The 17,034-nt window shown below is 65.6% G+C and carries 12 protein-coding genes and 4 pseudogenes; 7 read left to right on the top strand and 9 right to left on the bottom strand.

Translation table 11 applies throughout. The annotated features are described in order from the left end of the window. The first annotated feature begins 25 nt into the window (after window positions 1-25). Window positions 26-325, top strand: coding sequence for a hypothetical protein (locus JN280_RS14730; RefSeq protein ID WP_202313129.1), 300 nt, complete (start codon window positions 26-28; stop codon window positions 323-325). A 532-nt stretch (window positions 326-857) separates the two neighbouring features. Further along, window positions 858-1,565 (top strand): HD domain-containing protein, encoded by a 708-nt coding sequence (locus JN280_RS14725; protein ID WP_202313127.1) that lies wholly within the window; start codon window positions 858-860, stop codon window positions 1,563-1,565. Window positions 1,566-2,260: 695 nt separating this feature from the next. Here the strand turns inward: JN280_RS14725 and JN280_RS14720 are convergent. The 4 genes and pseudogenes from JN280_RS14720 to JN280_RS39440 form a co-directional block, all read right to left on the bottom strand. After that, the gene (locus tag JN280_RS14720; protein WP_202313125.1) at window positions 2,261-2,962 is read right to left on the bottom strand and encodes an ABC transporter ATP-binding protein; all 702 of its coding nucleotides are present in this window, start codon (window positions 2,960-2,962) and stop codon (window positions 2,261-2,263) included. After that, entirely contained in the window at window positions 2,959-4,671 is a 1,713-nt protein-coding gene (locus tag JN280_RS14715; protein ID WP_202313123.1) for a branched-chain amino acid ABC transporter ATP-binding protein/permease, read from the bottom strand. Before JN280_RS14715 ends, JN280_RS14720 begins: the two co-directional genes overlap by 4 nt. After that, window positions 4,658-5,524, bottom strand: coding sequence for a branched-chain amino acid ABC transporter permease (locus JN280_RS14710; protein WP_202313121.1), 867 nt, complete (start codon window positions 5,522-5,524; stop codon window positions 4,658-4,660). Before JN280_RS14710 ends, JN280_RS14715 begins: the two co-directional genes overlap by 14 nt. Before the next feature lie 259 nt (window positions 5,525-5,783). Beyond that, a pseudogene (locus tag JN280_RS39440) lies at window positions 5,784-6,293 on the bottom strand (ABC transporter substrate-binding protein); the annotation flags it as partial. Here JN280_RS39440 and JN280_RS39435 point away from each other — a divergent pair. Next, complete coding sequence (locus tag JN280_RS39435; protein ID WP_244743534.1) at window positions 6,261-6,803, top strand: DNA-3-methyladenine glycosylase; 543 nt, start codon at window positions 6,261-6,263, stop codon at window positions 6,801-6,803. The pseudogene JN280_RS39440 and the gene JN280_RS39435 sit on opposite strands and share 33 nt — an antisense overlap. Before the next feature lie 142 nt (window positions 6,804-6,945). Here the strand turns inward: JN280_RS39435 and JN280_RS14695 are convergent. From JN280_RS14695 to JN280_RS14680, 4 genes and pseudogenes are all read right to left on the bottom strand, one after another. Continuing rightward, window positions 6,946-7,363: pseudogene (locus JN280_RS14695) on the bottom strand (hypothetical protein). Next, window positions 7,353-7,615, bottom strand: a pseudogene (locus JN280_RS14690) (type II toxin-antitoxin system Phd/YefM family antitoxin). The pseudogenes JN280_RS14695 and JN280_RS14690 overlap by 11 nt, the downstream one beginning before the upstream one ends. Before the next feature lie 59 nt (window positions 7,616-7,674). Beyond that, window positions 7,675-8,244, bottom strand: a pseudogene (locus JN280_RS14685) (hypothetical protein); the annotation flags it as partial. Window positions 8,245-8,472: 228 nt separating this feature from the next. Then, a complete protein-coding gene (locus JN280_RS14680; protein ID WP_202313116.1) occupies window positions 8,473-8,733 on the bottom strand; it encodes a hypothetical protein in 261 nt (86 codons plus the stop codon). 600 nt (window positions 8,734-9,333) lie between these two features. Between JN280_RS14680 and amaB the strand changes: the two genes are divergently transcribed. Further along, window positions 9,334-10,845, top strand: coding sequence for an L-piperidine-6-carboxylate dehydrogenase (gene amaB / locus JN280_RS14675; protein WP_202313114.1), 1,512 nt, complete (start codon window positions 9,334-9,336; stop codon window positions 10,843-10,845). Window positions 10,846-10,953: 108 nt separating this feature from the next. Here the strand turns inward: amaB and JN280_RS14670 are convergent, their stop codons facing one another. Continuing rightward, the gene (locus tag JN280_RS14670) at window positions 10,954-12,072 is read right to left on the bottom strand and encodes a Gfo/Idh/MocA family protein (RefSeq protein ID WP_202313112.1); all 1,119 of its coding nucleotides are present in this window, start codon (window positions 12,070-12,072) and stop codon (window positions 10,954-10,956) included. Between the two features lie 153 nt (window positions 12,073-12,225). On the opposite strand from JN280_RS14670, the gene JN280_RS14665 reads away from it, so the two are divergent. The 3 genes from JN280_RS14665 to iolD all read left to right on the top strand — a co-directional run bounded on the left by JN280_RS14665 (window position 12,226) and on the right by iolD (window position 16,960). After that, the gene (locus tag JN280_RS14665) at window positions 12,226-13,056 is read left to right on the top strand and encodes a MurR/RpiR family transcriptional regulator (RefSeq protein WP_202313110.1); all 831 of its coding nucleotides are present in this window, start codon (window positions 12,226-12,228) and stop codon (window positions 13,054-13,056) included. 106 nt (window positions 13,057-13,162) lie between these two features. Further along, complete coding sequence (locus JN280_RS14660) at window positions 13,163-15,091, top strand: bifunctional 5-dehydro-2-deoxygluconokinase/5-dehydro-2-deoxyphosphogluconate aldolase (RefSeq protein ID WP_202313109.1); 1,929 nt, start codon at window positions 13,163-13,165, stop codon at window positions 15,089-15,091. A 21-nt stretch (window positions 15,092-15,112) separates the two neighbouring features. Then, window positions 15,113-16,960: a 3D-(3,5/4)-trihydroxycyclohexane-1,2-dione acylhydrolase (decyclizing) gene (gene iolD / locus JN280_RS14655; protein WP_202313107.1), complete on the top strand. Its 1,848-nt coding sequence runs from the start codon at window positions 15,113-15,115 to the stop codon at window positions 16,958-16,960. The last annotated feature ends 74 nt before the right edge of the window (window positions 16,961-17,034 follow it).

Raw genomic sequence — 17,034 nt, 5'->3', positions numbered from 1 at the left:
TGTCGAAGCGCGAATAGAGCCGGCCGTGAGCGCAAAGGATGAAGGTTCCGTCGCGGGGAAAGGCGACGCCGATGCCGCCGGAAGGAGCCTGCGTTTCGACCGCACCGATCCGTTGCTGCGCCTCGATATCCCACAGGACGACGCTGTGGCGGTGGGTCGCCGCAGCAAGGAAGAACCCCTCGGGAGACAGCGCTACGCCTCGGACTTCGTCCTGGTCGTCGACCGTGGGAAACGTATGCAAAAGCCCGCCGGACTGCACGTTCCAGAACCTTATCCCGTCGGCCGCCCTCCGCGTTGCAGACGCGAATCGCTGACCGTTGCTTGAAACCGAGATCGAGCTCACTGGCTCCGATCCTGCTCTATACTCCTGGACCAACCGCTCCATTTCAGGCTCCTCAATTGACCGGATCGTCAAAGTCCCGCACGAGCCACGAGCGAAAAACGCACCCGCCAATCGTGGTCCGGCGCTTCTGGTTACTAGGAATTATCAGTAAAGCTCGCCGGTATCCCACATCATCGGCGACAAGTTCTAAACCATAGCATTTTCTACACAAGAATCAATCAGGAAAATTTTTCGCTTAACTCGTAAAACCTTTCTCATGACAGACATTATGACTTATAGACCGATCCTCGCCGACGCTGCCTGGCCGGAGCCGCTCGCATGCACGACGCGCTTGCCGACAACCCGCATGTCGGGCATTTCGACAGCCGGAAACGCGGCTATATGCGTTGCACGTCACGCGGGACGTCTGGAGCAGGGATCCGCGCGTCATTGAACATACCGACCGCCCAGGCGGGTGGTTACAACGGACAGGAGCTTCGTGGTGGAAAACGGGCAGGCAGGAGCAAAAGCAGGCATGACGGGCCGTTCGCAAACGGAAGACCTCGCGCGCCTGTTCGCACCCTACGAGAGCCTCGCCGCAACGCTGCTCGGCCGCTGGGACGGAAGCATCGCGGAGGGCGACGGCTCGCACGACCGGTCGCACCTGATGCGCGTCTGGCAGCTCGTCCGCCGCATCGCCCGGGGCGAGCCGGCAGCCGACATGGAAGTGCTCGTTGTCGCGACGCTGTTCCACGACTGCGTTGCCGTCGAGAAGAACTCCCCGCAGCGCGCCATGGCCTCGCGCCTCTCGGCCGACGTGGCGCGTCGCCTGCTCGACGGCATCGGCTGGCAGCCGGCGCGCATCGAGGCGGTCGCCCATGCGATCGAGGCGCACAGCTTCTCCGCCGGCATCGCGCCGCGCAGCACGGAGGCCGCGATACTGCGCGACGCGGACCGGCTCGACGCGTTGGGCGCACTCGGCATCGCACGGGTCTTCTACATCGCCGGCCGGCTCGGCACGCAGCTCTACGATCCCGACGATCCCATGGCCGAACGCCGGCCTCTTGACGACCGGCGCTTCGCGCTCGACCATTTCGAGACCAAGCTCTTCCTGCTTTCCGCCGGCCTCGTCACGCCCACGGGCCAGGAGATCGGCCGGCAGCGGACCGCGCTGATGAGGGCCTTCGTCGAGGATTTCGGCGAGGAGATCGCCATGCCGGAAGATCTCGCATTGGCCGATTGAAAGCCACCGCCCGAGCAATTCCCGCAAGAGCGCTCGGCGGTCTCGGGTCAGGACAAAAGAGCCAGAGCAAATGCTCCGCACCCGGCGCGATCACTTCTTGCAGACCCACCCCGATTTCCATTGACTTGAGCCGCATCGGAGGTTTTTCTGACGCCCAGTTTCACCGTCGCAGAACTGCGGCTGCGGTCACGATGCATGATCGCCAATCGAAACAATTGGCGCGCGATTTGTCTGCGTCCTGCCTGAAGAACCCCTCATCCGACCTCGCCCTCGCGGGCGAGGCCACCTTCTCCCACAAGGGGAGAAGGCTGGAGCCAAGCGTGGCCGGCTCTGCAAATTAGGAACGTCGACGGTTGGCCGAGACCTTGCTGCTGGCGTTCCCTTCTCCCCTTGTGGGGTCCGAAGGACGGGTGGAGACCCGTGGCTCCACCCCGGGTGGTGGCCGCGCCCACGGGTCTTGCCTCCGGCAAGCCTGAGGACAGGCTCCGCGCGGTCGGATGAGGGGTCGGCCGCGCAACCTCGACGCCTTGGCAAAAATACTATTGAAAGTTGTATTTCACAGCCATGCCCCAACAGGCCCCATCCTGTAAACTTCCAGTACTTTACAGGACGACGGCATGATCACGCGTGCCGCCTGTTCCGCAGCCGTATCAACCAGCAGCTGCAACACATCGCACAGAAAAGCGCCGCACCCGTCACCCCTCGGCCGCACCCAGATAAAGCCGGTGCAGTTCGTCGGGTGCCTTGCGCAACGCGGCGCAGGCGCCGGAATAGACCATGCGGCCGCGCCGCATGACATAGGCGCGGTCGCCGACCGCGAGCGCGAGCGCGGCGAACTGCTCGACCAGCAGCACCGCCAGCCCGTCGTCGGCGAGCTTGCGCACCGCCGCCATCAGCCTGCTGACGATGACGGGCGCCAGGCCCGCCGACATCTCGTCGATCAGAAGCACCTTCGGCCGCGTGAGCAAGGCGCGCGCGATCACCAGCATCTGCTGCTCGCCGCCGGAGAGCAGCCCGGCTCGTACCGCCCGCCGCTGCACCAGCTCCGGGAACAGCGCATAGGCTTCGTCGAGCCTGGCGTCGGCGCGCAGGCCGACGGCCAGGTTTTCCTCGGTGGTCAGTTGGCGGAAGACGGTGCGTCCCTGTTCGACATGAGCGAGCCCGGCGCGCGAGCGCACGCCGGGCCGCGTCTTCTGGATTTCCTGGCCGTCGAGCGTGATCGTCCCGCCATTGGCCGGGATGATGCCCGACAGGCCTTCGAGCAGCGTGGTCTTGCCGGCCCCGTTGGCGCCGAGCAGCACGCTGATGCCGCCGCTCTCGGCGACGAGATCGACCTCGGCGACGACGGGCAGGTCCGCGCGGCTCACCGAAAGCGAGGAGACGACGAGCTCGCTCATGCGGCAACCTCCTCCTCGATGCCGAGATAGGCCTTTTTCACAGTGCCCTGCTCCAGCACCTTGGCCGGCGGACCGGAGGCGATGACCCGGCCGAAGTCGAGCACGGTCACTTCCGAGCAGGCCGAGCGGACGAGGTCCATGTCATGCTCGACCAGGAGCACGGCCGTGCCGAACAGGCGGGGGATCTCGGCGATGCGTTTTCCGAGACGCAGCGTCTCCTCATGCGACTGCCCGGCGGCCGGCTCGTCGAGCAGCGCCACGGCCGGGCGCGAGGCGACGACGCCTGCGACATCGAGCAGGCGCCGCGTGCCGGCATCGACCGACGCGACCGCGACATCGGGATGCGGGCAGTCGAGCCAGTCGAGCACCGCTTTCATCTCGGCATCGGAAAGACCCTTCGCGGCAAGGTTCAGATAGCCGCCGACGGTGAGTTCCGGCGCGATGCGGTTGGTCTGCCAGCTCCGCCGCACGCCGGCGCGGGCGCGCTGGTGGGCGGGTACGCCCTCGAGCGCCCTGCCCTCGAGGCGCACATTGCCGTCATAGGAGGCAAGAAAACCGGTCACGGCGTCGATGAAGGTCGACTTGCCGGCGCCATTCGGGCCGATCAGCCCGGCGACCGTGCCGGCCGGCACCGTCAGGTCGACCGTGTCGAGCGCGACCACGCTGCCATAGCGCACGGTGAGGCCTTCGATCATCAGCGCCGGGCCGGCCGGCCGCGCCACGGATACCGGCAGATCCGATACCGGTCCGCGCGCCGGCCTGACCGGCCTTCCGGGCAAGAGCCTGCGGAACAGGCGACGGAAGGTCTCGCTCATCGTTTCGCCGGTCGACAGCGCCTGGGTAGCGCCGATGGCGAAGAGCACATTGCCCAGGTCCTGGGGAAGGTCGAGCCGGCGCAGGAGTTCGGGGAACGTCGTCACCAGAACGCCGCCGATGACGGCGCCTTCGGCGAAATGCGCGCCGGCCATGACGGCCACGGCGAACAGCACCAGCGACTGCATCATGCTGAAATTGTCCGAGACGAGCGTGCCGAGATAGCCGGCGAGCAGCCCGCCGGAAATCCCGGCGATGAAGGCGCTGATGGCGAAGGCGGAAAGCTTGGCCGCGGCGATGCTCACCCCATGCGCGGCGGCCGCACGCTCCGAATGGCGCACGGCGAGCCATGAGGCGCCGAGCCGCGAACGGGTGAGGAACTCGAGCGCGACGGCGATCGCGACATAGAAGAAAAGCGCGAAGACGAAATAGCCCTCGTCGCTGTCGAACCATTCCGGCCGGGGAACCGACAGGAACGCCGTCTGGCCGGGAAAGGTCACCGTGGCGAGGAATGTGTCGAAGGCCGTGGCGAAGGAGAGCGTGACGATGGCAAGGTTGATGCCGCGCAGCCTGAGCGCCGGCAGGCCGATGGCGACGCCGAGCGGCACCGCCGCCAGTCCGCCGGCCAGGATCCACATCGGCAGGCCGCCCGGCGCCTCGGCGACATTGAGATAGCCGACCGTCCAGGCGCCGACGCCGGCGAAGGACATCTGGCAGAGCGCGATCATGCCCGTTCGGCCGGCGACGAGGCCGAGGCTCTGCAGCGCCACCGCCGTGATCAGCACCGACGTGAGAAGAAAGACCCAATAGGAGGACAGGAGCCCGACCACCACCAGCGCCGCAACGATCGCCGCGGCGATGACGATCAAGGAACTGCGGATGCTAGCGCGCTTCATCCCAACGGGCCTCCCGCTGCGACCACAGGAGAACGGCCAGGATGACCAGGAAAGGCACTGCACTGCGATATTGGCTGAGCCCTTCGAAGGTGCTGGTCATGCCTTCGATCACGCCGATCAGGATGCCGCCCGCCAGCGCCAGCCAGAAGCTGCGGAAGAGGCCGATCAGGGCGGCGGCGAGCGCCGGCACGGCCAGCAGGCTGAGCGCCAGGAAATTCGGCGAGCGCTGCGGCGCGATGATCATCAGCGCGAAGGTCGTGAAGGTGCCGGTCACCGCCCAGACCAGGATGGACAGGAACTTCACCCGCACGCCGATCAGCTCGGCCGCCATCGGCCGCTCCGAGAGCGCGCGCAGATGGAGCCCCGTGCGGGTGTGGTTGAGGAAGCGGTCGGCGAGCAGCGTGAAGGCCACGGCGAGCCCGATGGTCAGCACAGAGGCGATCGTCACCTCGACGCCGGCCAGCCGGAAGGCCGAACCCGGAAAGAGCTCCGGAAAGGGCCGCGGATGCTGTCCGCCGATGAGGCGAAGCCCGATCGCGATCATGCCGACCAGCAGCGCCACCGTCACCGCCGCCTTGGTGGAGGCGTTGGCCTCGGCGAACCAGGTGGTCATGATGAAGCCGACGGCCATGCCGACCAGCGTGCCGACGACAAGACCGGCGAGCACCGCCGGCCACAGCGGAAAGCCCGCTTCGGTGAGCACGACGAGCACGAAGGCACCCGAAGCGCCGATCGCCGCGCCGGTGAAGTTGACGACGGCGACCAGCCGGTAGGTGAAGATGGCGCAGACGCCGAGCAGCGCATAGGCGCCCCCCGCCGTCAGTCCCGCCACCGCTGAAGTCAAGAGGTTCATCGATGCTCCTGTCGCTGATTGCTTTGGAGAGGGTGGTCGCCCGCACCGCTTGTGGAAGTACCCCTCATCCGTCCTCGCTTCGCGAGGCCACCTTCTCCCACAAGGGGAGAAGGGAACGCCCTGCAGCAGCGTCTCGGCCAATCGCAGACGTTGACGATTTGCAGAGCAGGCCAAGCCAGGCTCCAGCCTTCTCCCCTTGTGGGAGAAGGTGGCCTCGCCCGTCAGGGCGAGGTCGGATGAGGGGTGCTTCCGCGATGCACTACTGCACCGCCGGCAGCGCCACCCAGTCCGGCGTCTCCACCTTCCAGGTGCCGCCGTCGAGCTTCATCACCTTGGTCGCCTGCATCGGAGAATGGGTTTTCCCCTCGCCGAAAACGTAAGGACTGCCGGCGAGCGGATTGCTGATCGGCTTCATTTCGAGCAGGGCCTTGTTCACGCTTTCGCGGGTAACCTCGCCATCGATGCCCTTCAGCACGTCGAGGAACACCTGCGCGGCGAGATAACCGCCCTGGGAGAAGGCGGTCAGCGGCCGGCCGGCCTTCTCCATGTCGGCGATCCATTGCGCATTGGCTGCCGAGCCTTTCTCGGTGAAGGGTTCCCATTCGGTGCCGACATAGATGGGCTGCTTGCTGTCGGCGAGCGCCTTGGCCACCTGCTCGGTATAGCCCGGCGCCAGGAACAGCCAGTTGATGCCCTCTATCTTCTGCGCATCGACCGTCTTGATGAGCTGCACGACCTGCGGCTCGACTTCTTTGCCAAAAACGCCGTTTCCGTCGCCGAGGACCTGATCGGCGCGGAACTGTCGGTCGGATCGGCCGGCGGCATCATCGCCGAGACCGAGGCCTACGAGCCCGATGACCCCGCCTCCCATAGCTTCGCCGGCCAGACGCTGCGCAACCGGGTGATGTTCGGGCCGCCCGGACATGCCTATGTCTATCGCTCCTATGGCATCCATTGGTGCCTCAACGTGGTCTGCCTTCCCGGCAGCGCAGTCCTCATCCGGGCGCTCGAGCCGGCATTCGGGATCGAGGACATGAAGGCGCGGCGCGCACGCGGCGAGGCCCGCCTGCTCTGCTCCGGACCGGGTCGGCTTTGCCAGGCGCTCGGCATCGACGGTTCTTTCGACGGGCTGGCGCTCGATCGGCCGCCTTTCCGACTCCGCCTGCCCGACACGAAACCCAAGGTCGCCGTGGGGACGCGTATCGGCATTACCCGCGCGACAGACCGTCCCTGGCGGTTCGGCCTGGCGGCTTCAGCCCATTTGAGCCGGAGGTTCTGATCCGGACGGCTGGCCCGAAAAACGAAGTGCCCGGCGGGCTAACCCGTCTTCGCCGATTCGGCCGTGGACAAGTCGAAATCGAAGATTTTCCGATAAGCCTTGGCTCGAGCCGAGGCATGCTCGCTGCCGAGAACAGAAAGCGTCAATCCAGACGGCTGACGCGTCGCCCATAGCTGCGCGCGTCGATAAAGGCGCCCGCGATCTTCATCATGAATGCCTTGCTGAACCGGCCGAGGATCTTCCCGTCGGGCTCGATGCACCAGGAGCGTTCGGCAATATCGTAATCGTATTCGTCAACGACGACCCAGCAGCGATTGAGGTCGGTCAGACCGGCGCGGCGACACTCGATCGCGGAGACTTCCAAGGCGACGCGATCAGCATGCGGTGGCTGGGTGGTTATCGCCAGGAGCGCCAGATGGATCAGGCCGTCTTTTGTGCCGCGGACGGTGACGACCACGCAGGTCCGCCGGGTCTTGCGACCTTCCGTTTCGCCGCGCTCGTGTCGCCATGCCCAGATACGGGTAAGAGATGACCTGACCGGGCAGGAATCTACCGCCCATCGTCATATCCCTCGCCCCTCGCCAGTCTGTCGATCTCGGCGGTGCAGAGTTCCGCGTGGTCCCCCGGCATCTCGGAGGCACGGTGTGCGCGGCGGGATCTCCGCCAGCGGTGCGCATCCGTTCGTAGTGATCATAACTCATCAACACGAACCGGGGTTTCCGGTGTTTCGTGAGGATAACGGGTTCACGGCTGGCAACGTCGGTGACGTCGCCAACCTGCTTGTTGAGATCGCCTGTCGTCAACTGTCGCATGGCTGGACTCCTATCTCCATATTATCCAGATTTTCCGCATTTGCAGGAAAACGCGCTCGCGCGCCGCCATCAATGAAGCGCCAGATCGGGATGCCGAGGCGGCTGGCCTTCTGGGCCAGGTTCTCGGTGATGCCAGAGCCTGGGAATATGATCAGCCCGTGGGGCAACACCGGCAGCAGCTGGTCGTTGCGCCGGAACGGAGCCGCCTTGGCGTGACGGTTCCAGTCCGGCTTGAAGGCGATCTGCGTGACCTTGCGGCGCTCGATAAAGGTGCTGCCCCCGGCGGTGAGCCGTTCCAGCTCGACCAACTTCATCTCTGAGCCATTCCGCTCGCGCTGGTTCGAGCGCTATGCTTCCTCGTGGCGGTCGAGGTTGTGGGCGACGCGCTCGGCGGCACGGCGGAAGAAGGACCGGAGCAGGTCGTCGAGATCGGGTTCTGGACTGGTGTCGCCAATGCCGGTGAAGGTTTCGACGATCCCGGCGAGGCCGGCCCGGATCACGGTTTCGTCCGGTAATGGATCGGGCTCGTCCTGATGCGGACGGCGGCCGTACATCTGCAGTTCGAGGATGACGCGGTCAGTCGGCGAGGAGGCATGATAGTCTGCGGCATGTCTCCCGAAAGTGGGCATCGGTTTCGGGAAAAAGACATGCGTCAAGTCAAGGACCGACGGCGTGTCGCGTGAAACCATTTTCACACGACACGCTGTAGGGGCCGCGCCGGGCTCGAATTCGAGGCAGTTCCTGGTTCGGTCGCCATTCGCGACCTTGAAACTGCTGGGTTCTCGGGAGTTTGCGAAAGGCGTTTCGCGATGGGTTCCGGCGCGCCGTTTCGGGAAAGATGGCGCCCTGGGACGGCTTCAGAGGCCTGCGTGTCGCTGCTGGCTGCGCATCCCGGCCTCGACCGCGAAATCGAAGGCGACATTGCGGCCGCGGCTGATGGCGGAAGCCGCCACCATTTCCGCGAGCTGGCGGTCCGACAGGTCGCAATTCGGCAGCACCGTGCGTATCGCGCGGAGCGCATAGCCCGTGGAAATCGGCCATTCCGGATTCCTGCGGGATTCAACGTACTGATCGACGACGTAGCTGACGGTTCTTTCCTGGAAGTGGGTCTTCGACATGATATCTCCCTTACTTCGTCTCGCTCCGTACTGCCCGGAATCTAGCACCGCACCATGCAGCTTTGATGACTGACGGAGGTCCTTGGAACGCCGGACGGCATACGCGGAACAATGACAACGAATAGCCACGGCCACCCGCCTCCGGTCGATTCCGATGGATCGGCTCCGGGCAAATCGGCCTGGTCGTTCGTTGAGTGGCATCCTATCCCGAAACAAGGCTTCACCGTGGCGTCGGAGGGGCAGGACCAAGATTCGCGCTCACATCTTTGGAGGCTTCGGCATCCACCAAGAGGACGAGCCACACTCTCCCCCGACCCGGCGGCTGGGAGGCTATGCCATCGCTCGTCGGCGTGCCGATGCTGGTTCTGGCCTTTCGCCTGTGGAGCCGGCGGTACGTCGCAGACCCAGGCAGGATAGACCTTTCCGCGACGGCGTCACGCCGGGCCTTGACTTTGGCCCCAACCGGGATGAGCAAGGCTGAAACCGGCGCATCGATCCGGAATCCCTGACGGCCTCGGATCGATGGCGCACAGACAGAGATGTCGGGCCCTTCTTCGCTTCCCAGCGGATGTTGCGCTCCGACTATCGGGAAGGTGGGCCATGACCCTTGTGAAGGAAACGCAGGCACTTCTCGCCAAGCTGGGCGTGGACGAAAAGAGCCTTACGGGCGGGACGATGGCGTCCTTCAGCCCGGTGACGGGCGAGCAGGTGGCGTCGCTGCCGGCGACGACGCCGGCGGAGGCCGCCGCCATGATCGACAAAGCGGACGCCGCTTTCCGGGCCTGGCGCCTGGTGCCGGCGCCCCGGCGCGGCGAACTGGTGCGCCTGTTCGGCGAGGAACTGCGCGCGGCGAAGGCCGATCTTGGCCGCCTGGTTTCGATCGAGGCCGGCAAGATCCCGTCGGAAGGCCTCGGCGAGGTCCAGGAGATGATCGACATCTGCGACTTCGCCGTCGGCCTGTCGCGCCAGCTCTATGGCCTGACCATCGCCACCGAGCGCCCCGGCCACCGCATGATGGAGACCTGGCATCCGCTCGGCGTGGTCGGCGTCATCTCGGCCTTCAACTTCCCGGTCGCGGTGTGGTCGTGGAATGCGGCGCTCGCCCTGGTCTGCGGCAATGCGGTGGTGTGGAAGCCGTCGGAGAAGACGCCGCTCACGGCGCTTGCCTGCCAGGCGATCTTCGCCAGGGCGGCGGCGCGGTTCGGCGGCGTGCCGGAGGGGCTGAGCCAGGTGCTGATCGGCGACCGGGCGATCGGCGAGGTGCTGGTCGACCATGCCAGGGTGCCGCTGGTGTCGGCCACCGGCTCGACCCGCATGGGCCGCGAGGTCGGGCCGCGGCTGGCCAGGCGCTTCGCCCGCGCCATCCTGGAGCTGGGCGGCAACAATGCCGGCATCGTGTGCCCGTCGGCCGATCTCGACATGGCGCTGAGGGCGATCGCCTTCGGCGCGATGGGCACGGCCGGGCAGCGCTGCACGACGCTGCGGCGGCTGTTCGTGCATGACAGCGTCTATGAGGCGCTGCTGCCGCGGCTGCGGCGGGCCTATGAGAGCGTTTCGGTCGGCAGCCCGCTGGAGACCAGCGCGCTGGTCGGGCCGCTGATCGACAAGGCGGCCTATGAGGCCATGCAGAAGGCGCTGACGGCGGCGCAGGCCGAGGGCGGCCGCATCACCGGCGGGGCGCGGGTGGAGACCGGCCACGACGCGGCCTATTACGTGAAGCCGGCGCTGGTCGAGATGCCGCGCCAGGTGGCGCCGGTGACCGAGGAGACGTTCGCGCCGATCCTCTATGTGATGCGCTACGGCGACTTCGACGCCGCGCTTTCCGAGCACAATGCGGTGGGGGCGGGGCTGTCGTCGTCGATCTTCACGCTCGACCTGCAGGAGGCGGAGCGTTTCCTGGCCGCCGACGGCTCGGACTGCGGCATCGCCAATGTCAACATCGGCACATCAGGGGCCGAGATCGGCGGGGCGTTCGGCGGCGAGAAGGAGACCGGCGGCGGCCGCGAATCGGGCTCCGACGCCTGGAAGGCCTATATGCGAAGGGCCACCAACACGGTGAACTACTCCAAGGCGCTGCCGCTGGCGCAGGGGGTGTCGTTCGACATCGAATGAAAGGGGTGAATGGTGAATGGTGAATGGAATGTAGTAGACAGCGCTCTCCGACAACAGCTGCCCGCCTAGATACTACTCACCAATTCTTACCATTCACCATTTTACCATTCACCATTCACCACCAACTTCCATCCATCCCCCCGTCTCGAACGACCGCGCCATGGCATGGACGGTCCGTTCGATGTCGAGGCCTTCGTCGAAGCCGATGACATTGGCCGGCCGGCCTTCGATCTTCGCTACCAGTTCGTGGCATTCGATCGTCTTCAGGTCGTTGAAGCCGAGCCCGTGGCCGGGCGCAGGGATGAAACGGCCATAGGGCTCGTGCTGGGGGGCGGCCAGGATGGTGCGATAACCCTGTTCGGTCGCGCGATCGGACGTGACGTAGAGCTGGAACTCGTTGAAACGTTCCTGGTCGAACAGGATGGAACCCTGCGAGCCGAAGACCTGCAGCGCGATGCGCCCCTTGCGACCCCAGGCAGAACGGTTGGTCAGCAGCGTGCCGGAAATGCCGGTCTCCAGGCGGATGAGGCTGGAGGCAATGTCGTAGGTCTCGACCGCCCTGCGGCCTCCCGCCTCGGTGCGACGCTCGCCAAAGGGCTTGGCCATGTCGCAGAGAACGCGCGTGACGCGGCCGAACAGGTTCTGGATCAGCGACAGCGGATGGACGGCGAAGTCGTCGAGCGCGCCATAACCCGAAGCGGCCTCGTGCTTCCAGAAGAAGGGCGCGTCCGGATCGGCCATGAAATCCTCGTCCATCTCGACGCGCAGATGGTTGACCGTGCCGATGGCGCCTTCGTCGAGCAGCCGGCGGATGTGGCGGATAGCGGGGCTCTGGATGTAGTTGTAGCCGAGCACCGCCACCTTGCCGGATGCCCTTGCGGCCGCGGCCATGGCTTCCGCTTCGGCGAAACTCGGCGCCATCGGCTTCTCGCACCACAGATGCTTGCCGGCGCGAAGTGCAGCCAGCGCCATTTCGGGATGGAACTGGTTCGGCGTCGTCAGCGACACCACGTCCACTTCAGGGTCGTCGATCACGGCGCGCCAGTCTCCGGATGCCTTGGCGAAGCCGAACTCGGCGGCGCGACGGGCCGCGAGTTCGGCATTGGCTTCGCCGAGATGGACCAGACGGATCTCGGGCATGTCGCCGAAGGCGATCCTGACCGAGTTCCAGGCCATGGCATGGCACTTGCCCATGAAACCCGAACCGATGAGACCGACACCGATCATTTCCCAGCGCTCCTCTGATGTCGACGTCGTGCCGACTTTGAATGAATTAGTCCATTCTTTCCGGAAATGGAACATACAATTCATTTTGTGGACATCTCGGCGGGCGACAGTTAGGCTCTTGCAGCTTTTGACCATGCAACGCACCTTGCGACCATGAATGCCGAACCAGACCTGCCACGCGACTTCGAGACACTCCGGGCCAAAATCCTGGAAAGGAGGGATGTGCTGCCCAAGCGCATCGCCCAGGTGGCGGCATTCGCACTCGACAATCCTGACGAGATCGCCTTCGGCACGGCGGCGAGCATAGCCGCCTCGGCGGGCGTTCAGCCTTCGACGCTCATACGCTTCGCCCAGCATCTCGGCTTCGACGGCTTCACCAGCTTGCAGGCTGTGTTCCGCGAAAGGCTGCGCGAGCGCACGACATCCTACGAGGATCGCCTGAAGGCCCTGCGTGGCGACGCCGAGGAACCCCAGGCCGGAGAGATCGTACGCGGCTTCATCGCGGCGGCGAGCCGGTCGCTGGAGACGGTCTCACGCACCCTCGACGACGACATCTTCGAGCGGGCCGTGACCATCCTCGCCCAAGCAGAGACGATCTATCTGCTGGCCCGGCGCCGTGCCTATCCGATCGCGAATTACATGGCCTATGCGCTCGGCAAGCTGAAGATCCGCTATCAGCTCATCGAGTCCTCCTCCGGCCTCGAGCCCGAGATGGTTTCCTTCGCAACCCAGAAGGATGCGGTCATTGCGGTGAGCTTCTCGCCCTATGCCGCGGCCACGATCGAAACGGCGCGCTTTCTTTCCGGGCAGGGCGTCCCCGTCATCGCCATCACCGACAGTTCGTTCTCGCCGCTGGCGCAGTCCGCCAAGGAATGGTTCGAGGTCGCGGAGGCCGATTGCGCGGGCTTCCGCTCGCTTTCCGCCACCATGGCGCTCGCAATGGCCCTCACCGTCGCAGTGGCGGAACGTCGCCAGCAGGCGTGACCGCGCCCTCCGGCCGGGCAATCAGGAATGTTCATTCCATATTGACTGTTTGATGGAATTGATATTTCATACAATCGATCAACGCCCGCATTCCTCGGAGGAAACCATGACTCAGGGCGCCGCCCAAGCGCAGCTCGACGTCATCACCATCGGCCGGGCATCGGTGGATCTCTACGGCCAGCAGATCGGCTCGCGCCTCGAAGATATCGCCTCCTTCGCAAAATCGGTCGGCGGCTGCCCGGCCAATATCGCGGTCGGGACCGCCCGGCTCGGCCTGCGCTCGGCCCTGCTCACCCGCGTCGGCGACGAACAGATGGGGCGTTTCATACGCGAGCAGCTCCAACGCGAGGGCGTGTCCGTCGAAGGGCTCGTCACCGATCCCGCGCGGCTGACTGCGCTGGTCCTCCTCTCGGTCGAGGACGAGGGTGTCTCGCCGATGATCTTCTACCGTTCCGATTGCGCCGACATGGCGCTGTCGCCGGAGGATGTCGACGAAACCTTCGTCGCCTCGGCCCGGGCGATCGTCGTCACCGGCACGCATTTCTCGCGTGAGAACACCGAGGCTGCGCAGCGAAAGGCCATCGGGATCGCAAAAAACAACGGCCGCAAGGTCGTGTTCGATATTGACTACCGGCCCAATCTGTGGGGGCTTGCCGGCCATGCCGAGGGTTTCGAGCGCTACGTGAAGTCGGACAAGGTCTCCGGCAAGCTGAAGACCGTGCTGCCCGACTGCGACCTCATCGTAGGCACCGAAGAGGAGATCATGATCGCCTCGGGCGCGGACGACGTGCTGGGCGCGCTGAAGACCATCCGCTCGCTGTCGCCGGCAACGATCGTGCTGAAGCGCGGGGCCATGGGCTGCATCGTCTATGACGGCCCGATCAGCGACGATCTCGAGGACGGCATCGTCGGCAAGGGTTTCCCGATCGAGGTGTTCAATGTGCTGGGCGCGGGCGACGCCTTCATGTCCGGGCTGCTGCGCGGATGGCTGGGCGGCGAGGACTTCGAGACGGCGGCGACCTGGGCCAACGCCTGCGGCGCCTTCGCCGTGTCGCGCCTGCTCTGCTCGCCGGAATATCCGACCTGGGAAGAGCTCCGGTTCTTCCTGGAGAAAGGCAGCGCGTATCGGGCCCTGCGCAAGGACGAGGCAATCAATCACATCCACTGGGCGACGACGCGGCGGCGCGTCATCCCGTCGCTCATGGCGCTCGCCGTCGACCACCGCGTACAACTTGAAGACCTTGCCCGCAAGACCGGAGCTGATGCCGCCCGCATCGAGGACTTCAAGGTTCTGGCCGTGAAGGCTGCGGCCCGGGTCGCCGATGGCCGCGACGGCTACGGCATGCTGATCGACGAAAGGTTCGGCCGCAAGGCGATGTTCGAATTCGCGCGCCACGGCTTCGCGTGGCTCGGCCGCCCGGTCGAACTGCCCGGCTCGCGGCCCCTGCGCTTCGAATTCTCGCAGGATATCGGCTCGCATCTCGTCGAATGGCCGATCGAGCACTGCATCAAATGCCTGTGTTTCTATCATCCCGACGACCCCTTGGCCTTGAAGACGGAGCAGCAGGAAAAGCTCAGGAGCCTGTTCGGGGCGGCCCGCAAGGTCGGCCGCGAATTGCTGGTCGAGATCATCGCGGGCAAGCATGGCAAGCTCGCCGACGATACCGTGCCCCGGGCGCTGGAAGAGCTCTATGCGCTGGGCATCAGGCCCGACTGGTGGAAACTCGAGCCGCAGGCGTCGGCAACGGCATGGCGGCAGATCGAGGCAGTGATCACCCGTAACGACCCGCATTGCCGCGGCGTCGTACTGCTCGGCCTGGAGGCGCCGCATGACGAGCTGGAAGCGGCTTTCGCCGCGACTGCAGAGGCACCCGTGGTGAAGGGTTTCGCGGTCGGCCGCACCATCTTCATGGACGCCGCGGAGAAATGGCTGCCCGGAACGATTTCGGACGAGGCGGCGATCGCCGACATGGCCGCGCGCTTCGAAAAGCTGACCGAAGCCTGGCTTGCGGCACGCAGCCGCAAGGCCGCATAATTCCGGCGGGAGGAAACTACCATGAAGACGATCCGCCTGACCATGGCGCAGGCGCTCACGCGCTATCTCGCGCGCCAGATGACCGAGATCGACGGCGAGAAGGTGCCGCTCTTCGGCGGCGTGTGGGCGATCTTCGGCCATGGCAATGTCGCCGGCATCGGCGAGGCGCTCTACCAGGTCAGAGACGAGCTCCCGACCTACCGCGCCCATAACGAGCAGGCGATGGCGCATGCCGCGATCGCCTATGCCAAGGCCAGTTTCCGCCGCCGGATCATGGCCGCGACCACCTCGATCGGACCGGGCGCGACCAACCTCGTGACGGCGGCGGCACTCGCCCATGTCAACCGGCTGCCGCTCCTGCTTCTGCCCGGTGACGTCTTCGCCAACCGCATCCCAGATCCGGTGCTGCAGCAGGTCGAGGATTTCGGCGACGGGACGGTCTCGGCAAACGACTGCTTCCGCCCGGTGTCGCGCTATTTCGACCGCATCACGCGGCCTGAGCAGATCGTTCCGGCGCTCGCCCGCGCCATGCTGGTGTTGACCGACCCGGCCGCGTGCGGACCGGTGACGCTCGCCCTCTGCCAGGACGTCCAGGCGGAAGCCTATGATTATCCCGAAACCTTCTTCGAGGAACGGCTGCGGACGCCGCGGCGCCCGCGCCCGGATCTTGCCGAGCTGAAGCATGTCGCCGACGCCCTGCGCCGCGCCAGGAAGCCCCTCGTCGTCGCCGGCGGCGGCGTGCTTTATTCGCATGCCTCCCCCGCCCTCGCCCGTTTCGTCGAGGCGACCGGCATCCCGGTCTGCGAGACGCAGGGCGGCAAGTCCTCGCTGCCCGACGACCATCCGCTGAACATGGGTGCCGTCGGCGTGACCGGGACGTCGGCCGCCAACCGGCTGGCGGAAGAAGCCGACCTGGTGCTGGCCATCGGTACGCGGCTCCAGGATTTCACCACCGGCTCGTGGGCCCTGTTCAAGAACAGCGGCAAGACGATCGTCGGCCTCAATGTCCAGCCCTTCGATGCCGGCAAGCACAAGGCGCTGACCCTGGTTGCGGACGCGCGCGAAGGGCTCAAGGAGCTGGAAAAAGCCGCCGAAGGCTGGGCCTCGCCTGCGGCCTGGACCGAAGATGCCAAGGGCGGCAAAGCTGAATGGCGGAAGGCGGCCGCCAAGGCGACGGCCGCGACCAATACGGCTCTGCCCTCCGACGCCCAGGTGATCGGCGCCGTCCAGCGCGCCATGGGTTCCGATGTGACGCTGCTCCATGCCGCCGGCGGCCTGCCCGGCGAGCTGCACAAACTCTGGCAGGCCGGAAAGCCCGGTTCCTACCACGCCGAATATGGCTATTCCTGCATGGGCTACGAGATCGCCGGAGGGCTCGGCGCCAAGATGGCGAGATCAGGCGAGGAGGTCGTCGTCATGGTCGGCGACGGCTCCTATCTGATGCTGAATTCCGAGATCGCCACCTCGGTGATGCTCGGCCTGAAGCTGGTGATCGTGCTGCTCGACAACCGGGGTTACGGCTGCATCAACCGGCTGCAGATGGGCACGGGCGGCGCCAACTTCAACAATCTTTTGAAGGATGCGCGGCACGAGCTGCTGCCCGAGATCGACTTTGCCGCCCATGCCGCGAGCCTCGGGGCGATCGCCGAAAAGGTGACGTCGATCGCGGATCTCGAGGCTGCTCTCGGCAGGGCGAAGGAAAATGCCCGAACGACCGTCGTCGTTATCGAGACCGATCCTCTGATCTCGACCGAAGCGGGCGGCCATTGGTGGGATGTCGCGGTCCCCGAGGTCAGTTCGCGCAAGGAAGTGGAAAAGGCCCGCAAGACCTATGAGGACAAGGTCAAGCTGCAGCGTGTCGGGGACTAAGCAGGTTTCGGAAAAGTGTCCCACGGTTTTCCGGCAAAAACCTGCGGCAAAAAGAAGTGGCTAAGCAGGTGAAG

This window comes from Mesorhizobium sp. L-8-10, from assembly GCF_016756635.1.
Classification (GTDB): domain Bacteria; phylum Pseudomonadota; class Alphaproteobacteria; order Rhizobiales; family Rhizobiaceae.
This window is presented reverse-complemented; position numbering and strand designations above follow the sequence as displayed.

Bases quoted from the DNA above. Each gene is read 5' to 3' on its own strand.
- JN280_RS14725 (WP_202313127.1), top strand. From the start codon at position 858: ATGACGGGCCGTTCGCAAACGGAAGACCTCGCGCGCCTGTTCGCACCC.
- JN280_RS14720 (WP_202313125.1), bottom strand. From the start codon at position 2,962: ATGAGCGAGCTCGTCGTCTCCTCGCTTTCGGTGAGCCGCGCGGACCTG.
- JN280_RS14715 (WP_202313123.1), bottom strand. From the start codon at position 4,671: ATGAAGCGCGCTAGCATCCGCAGTTCCTTGATCGTCATCGCCGCGGCG.
- JN280_RS14710 (WP_202313121.1), bottom strand. From the start codon at position 5,524: ATGAACCTCTTGACTTCAGCGGTGGCGGGACTGACGGCGGGGGGCGCC.
- JN280_RS14680 (WP_202313116.1), bottom strand. From the start codon at position 8,733: ATGTCGAAGACCCACTTCCAGGAAAGAACCGTCAGCTACGTCGTCGAT.
- amaB (WP_202313114.1), top strand. From the start codon at position 9,334: ATGACCCTTGTGAAGGAAACGCAGGCACTTCTCGCCAAGCTGGGCGTG.
- JN280_RS14670 (WP_202313112.1), bottom strand. From the start codon at position 12,072: ATGATCGGTGTCGGTCTCATCGGTTCGGGTTTCATGGGCAAGTGCCAT.
- JN280_RS14665 (WP_202313110.1), top strand. From the start codon at position 12,226: ATGAATGCCGAACCAGACCTGCCACGCGACTTCGAGACACTCCGGGCC.
- JN280_RS14660 (WP_202313109.1), top strand. From the start codon at position 13,163: ATGACTCAGGGCGCCGCCCAAGCGCAGCTCGACGTCATCACCATCGGC.
- iolD (WP_202313107.1), top strand. From the start codon at position 15,113: ATGAAGACGATCCGCCTGACCATGGCGCAGGCGCTCACGCGCTATCTC.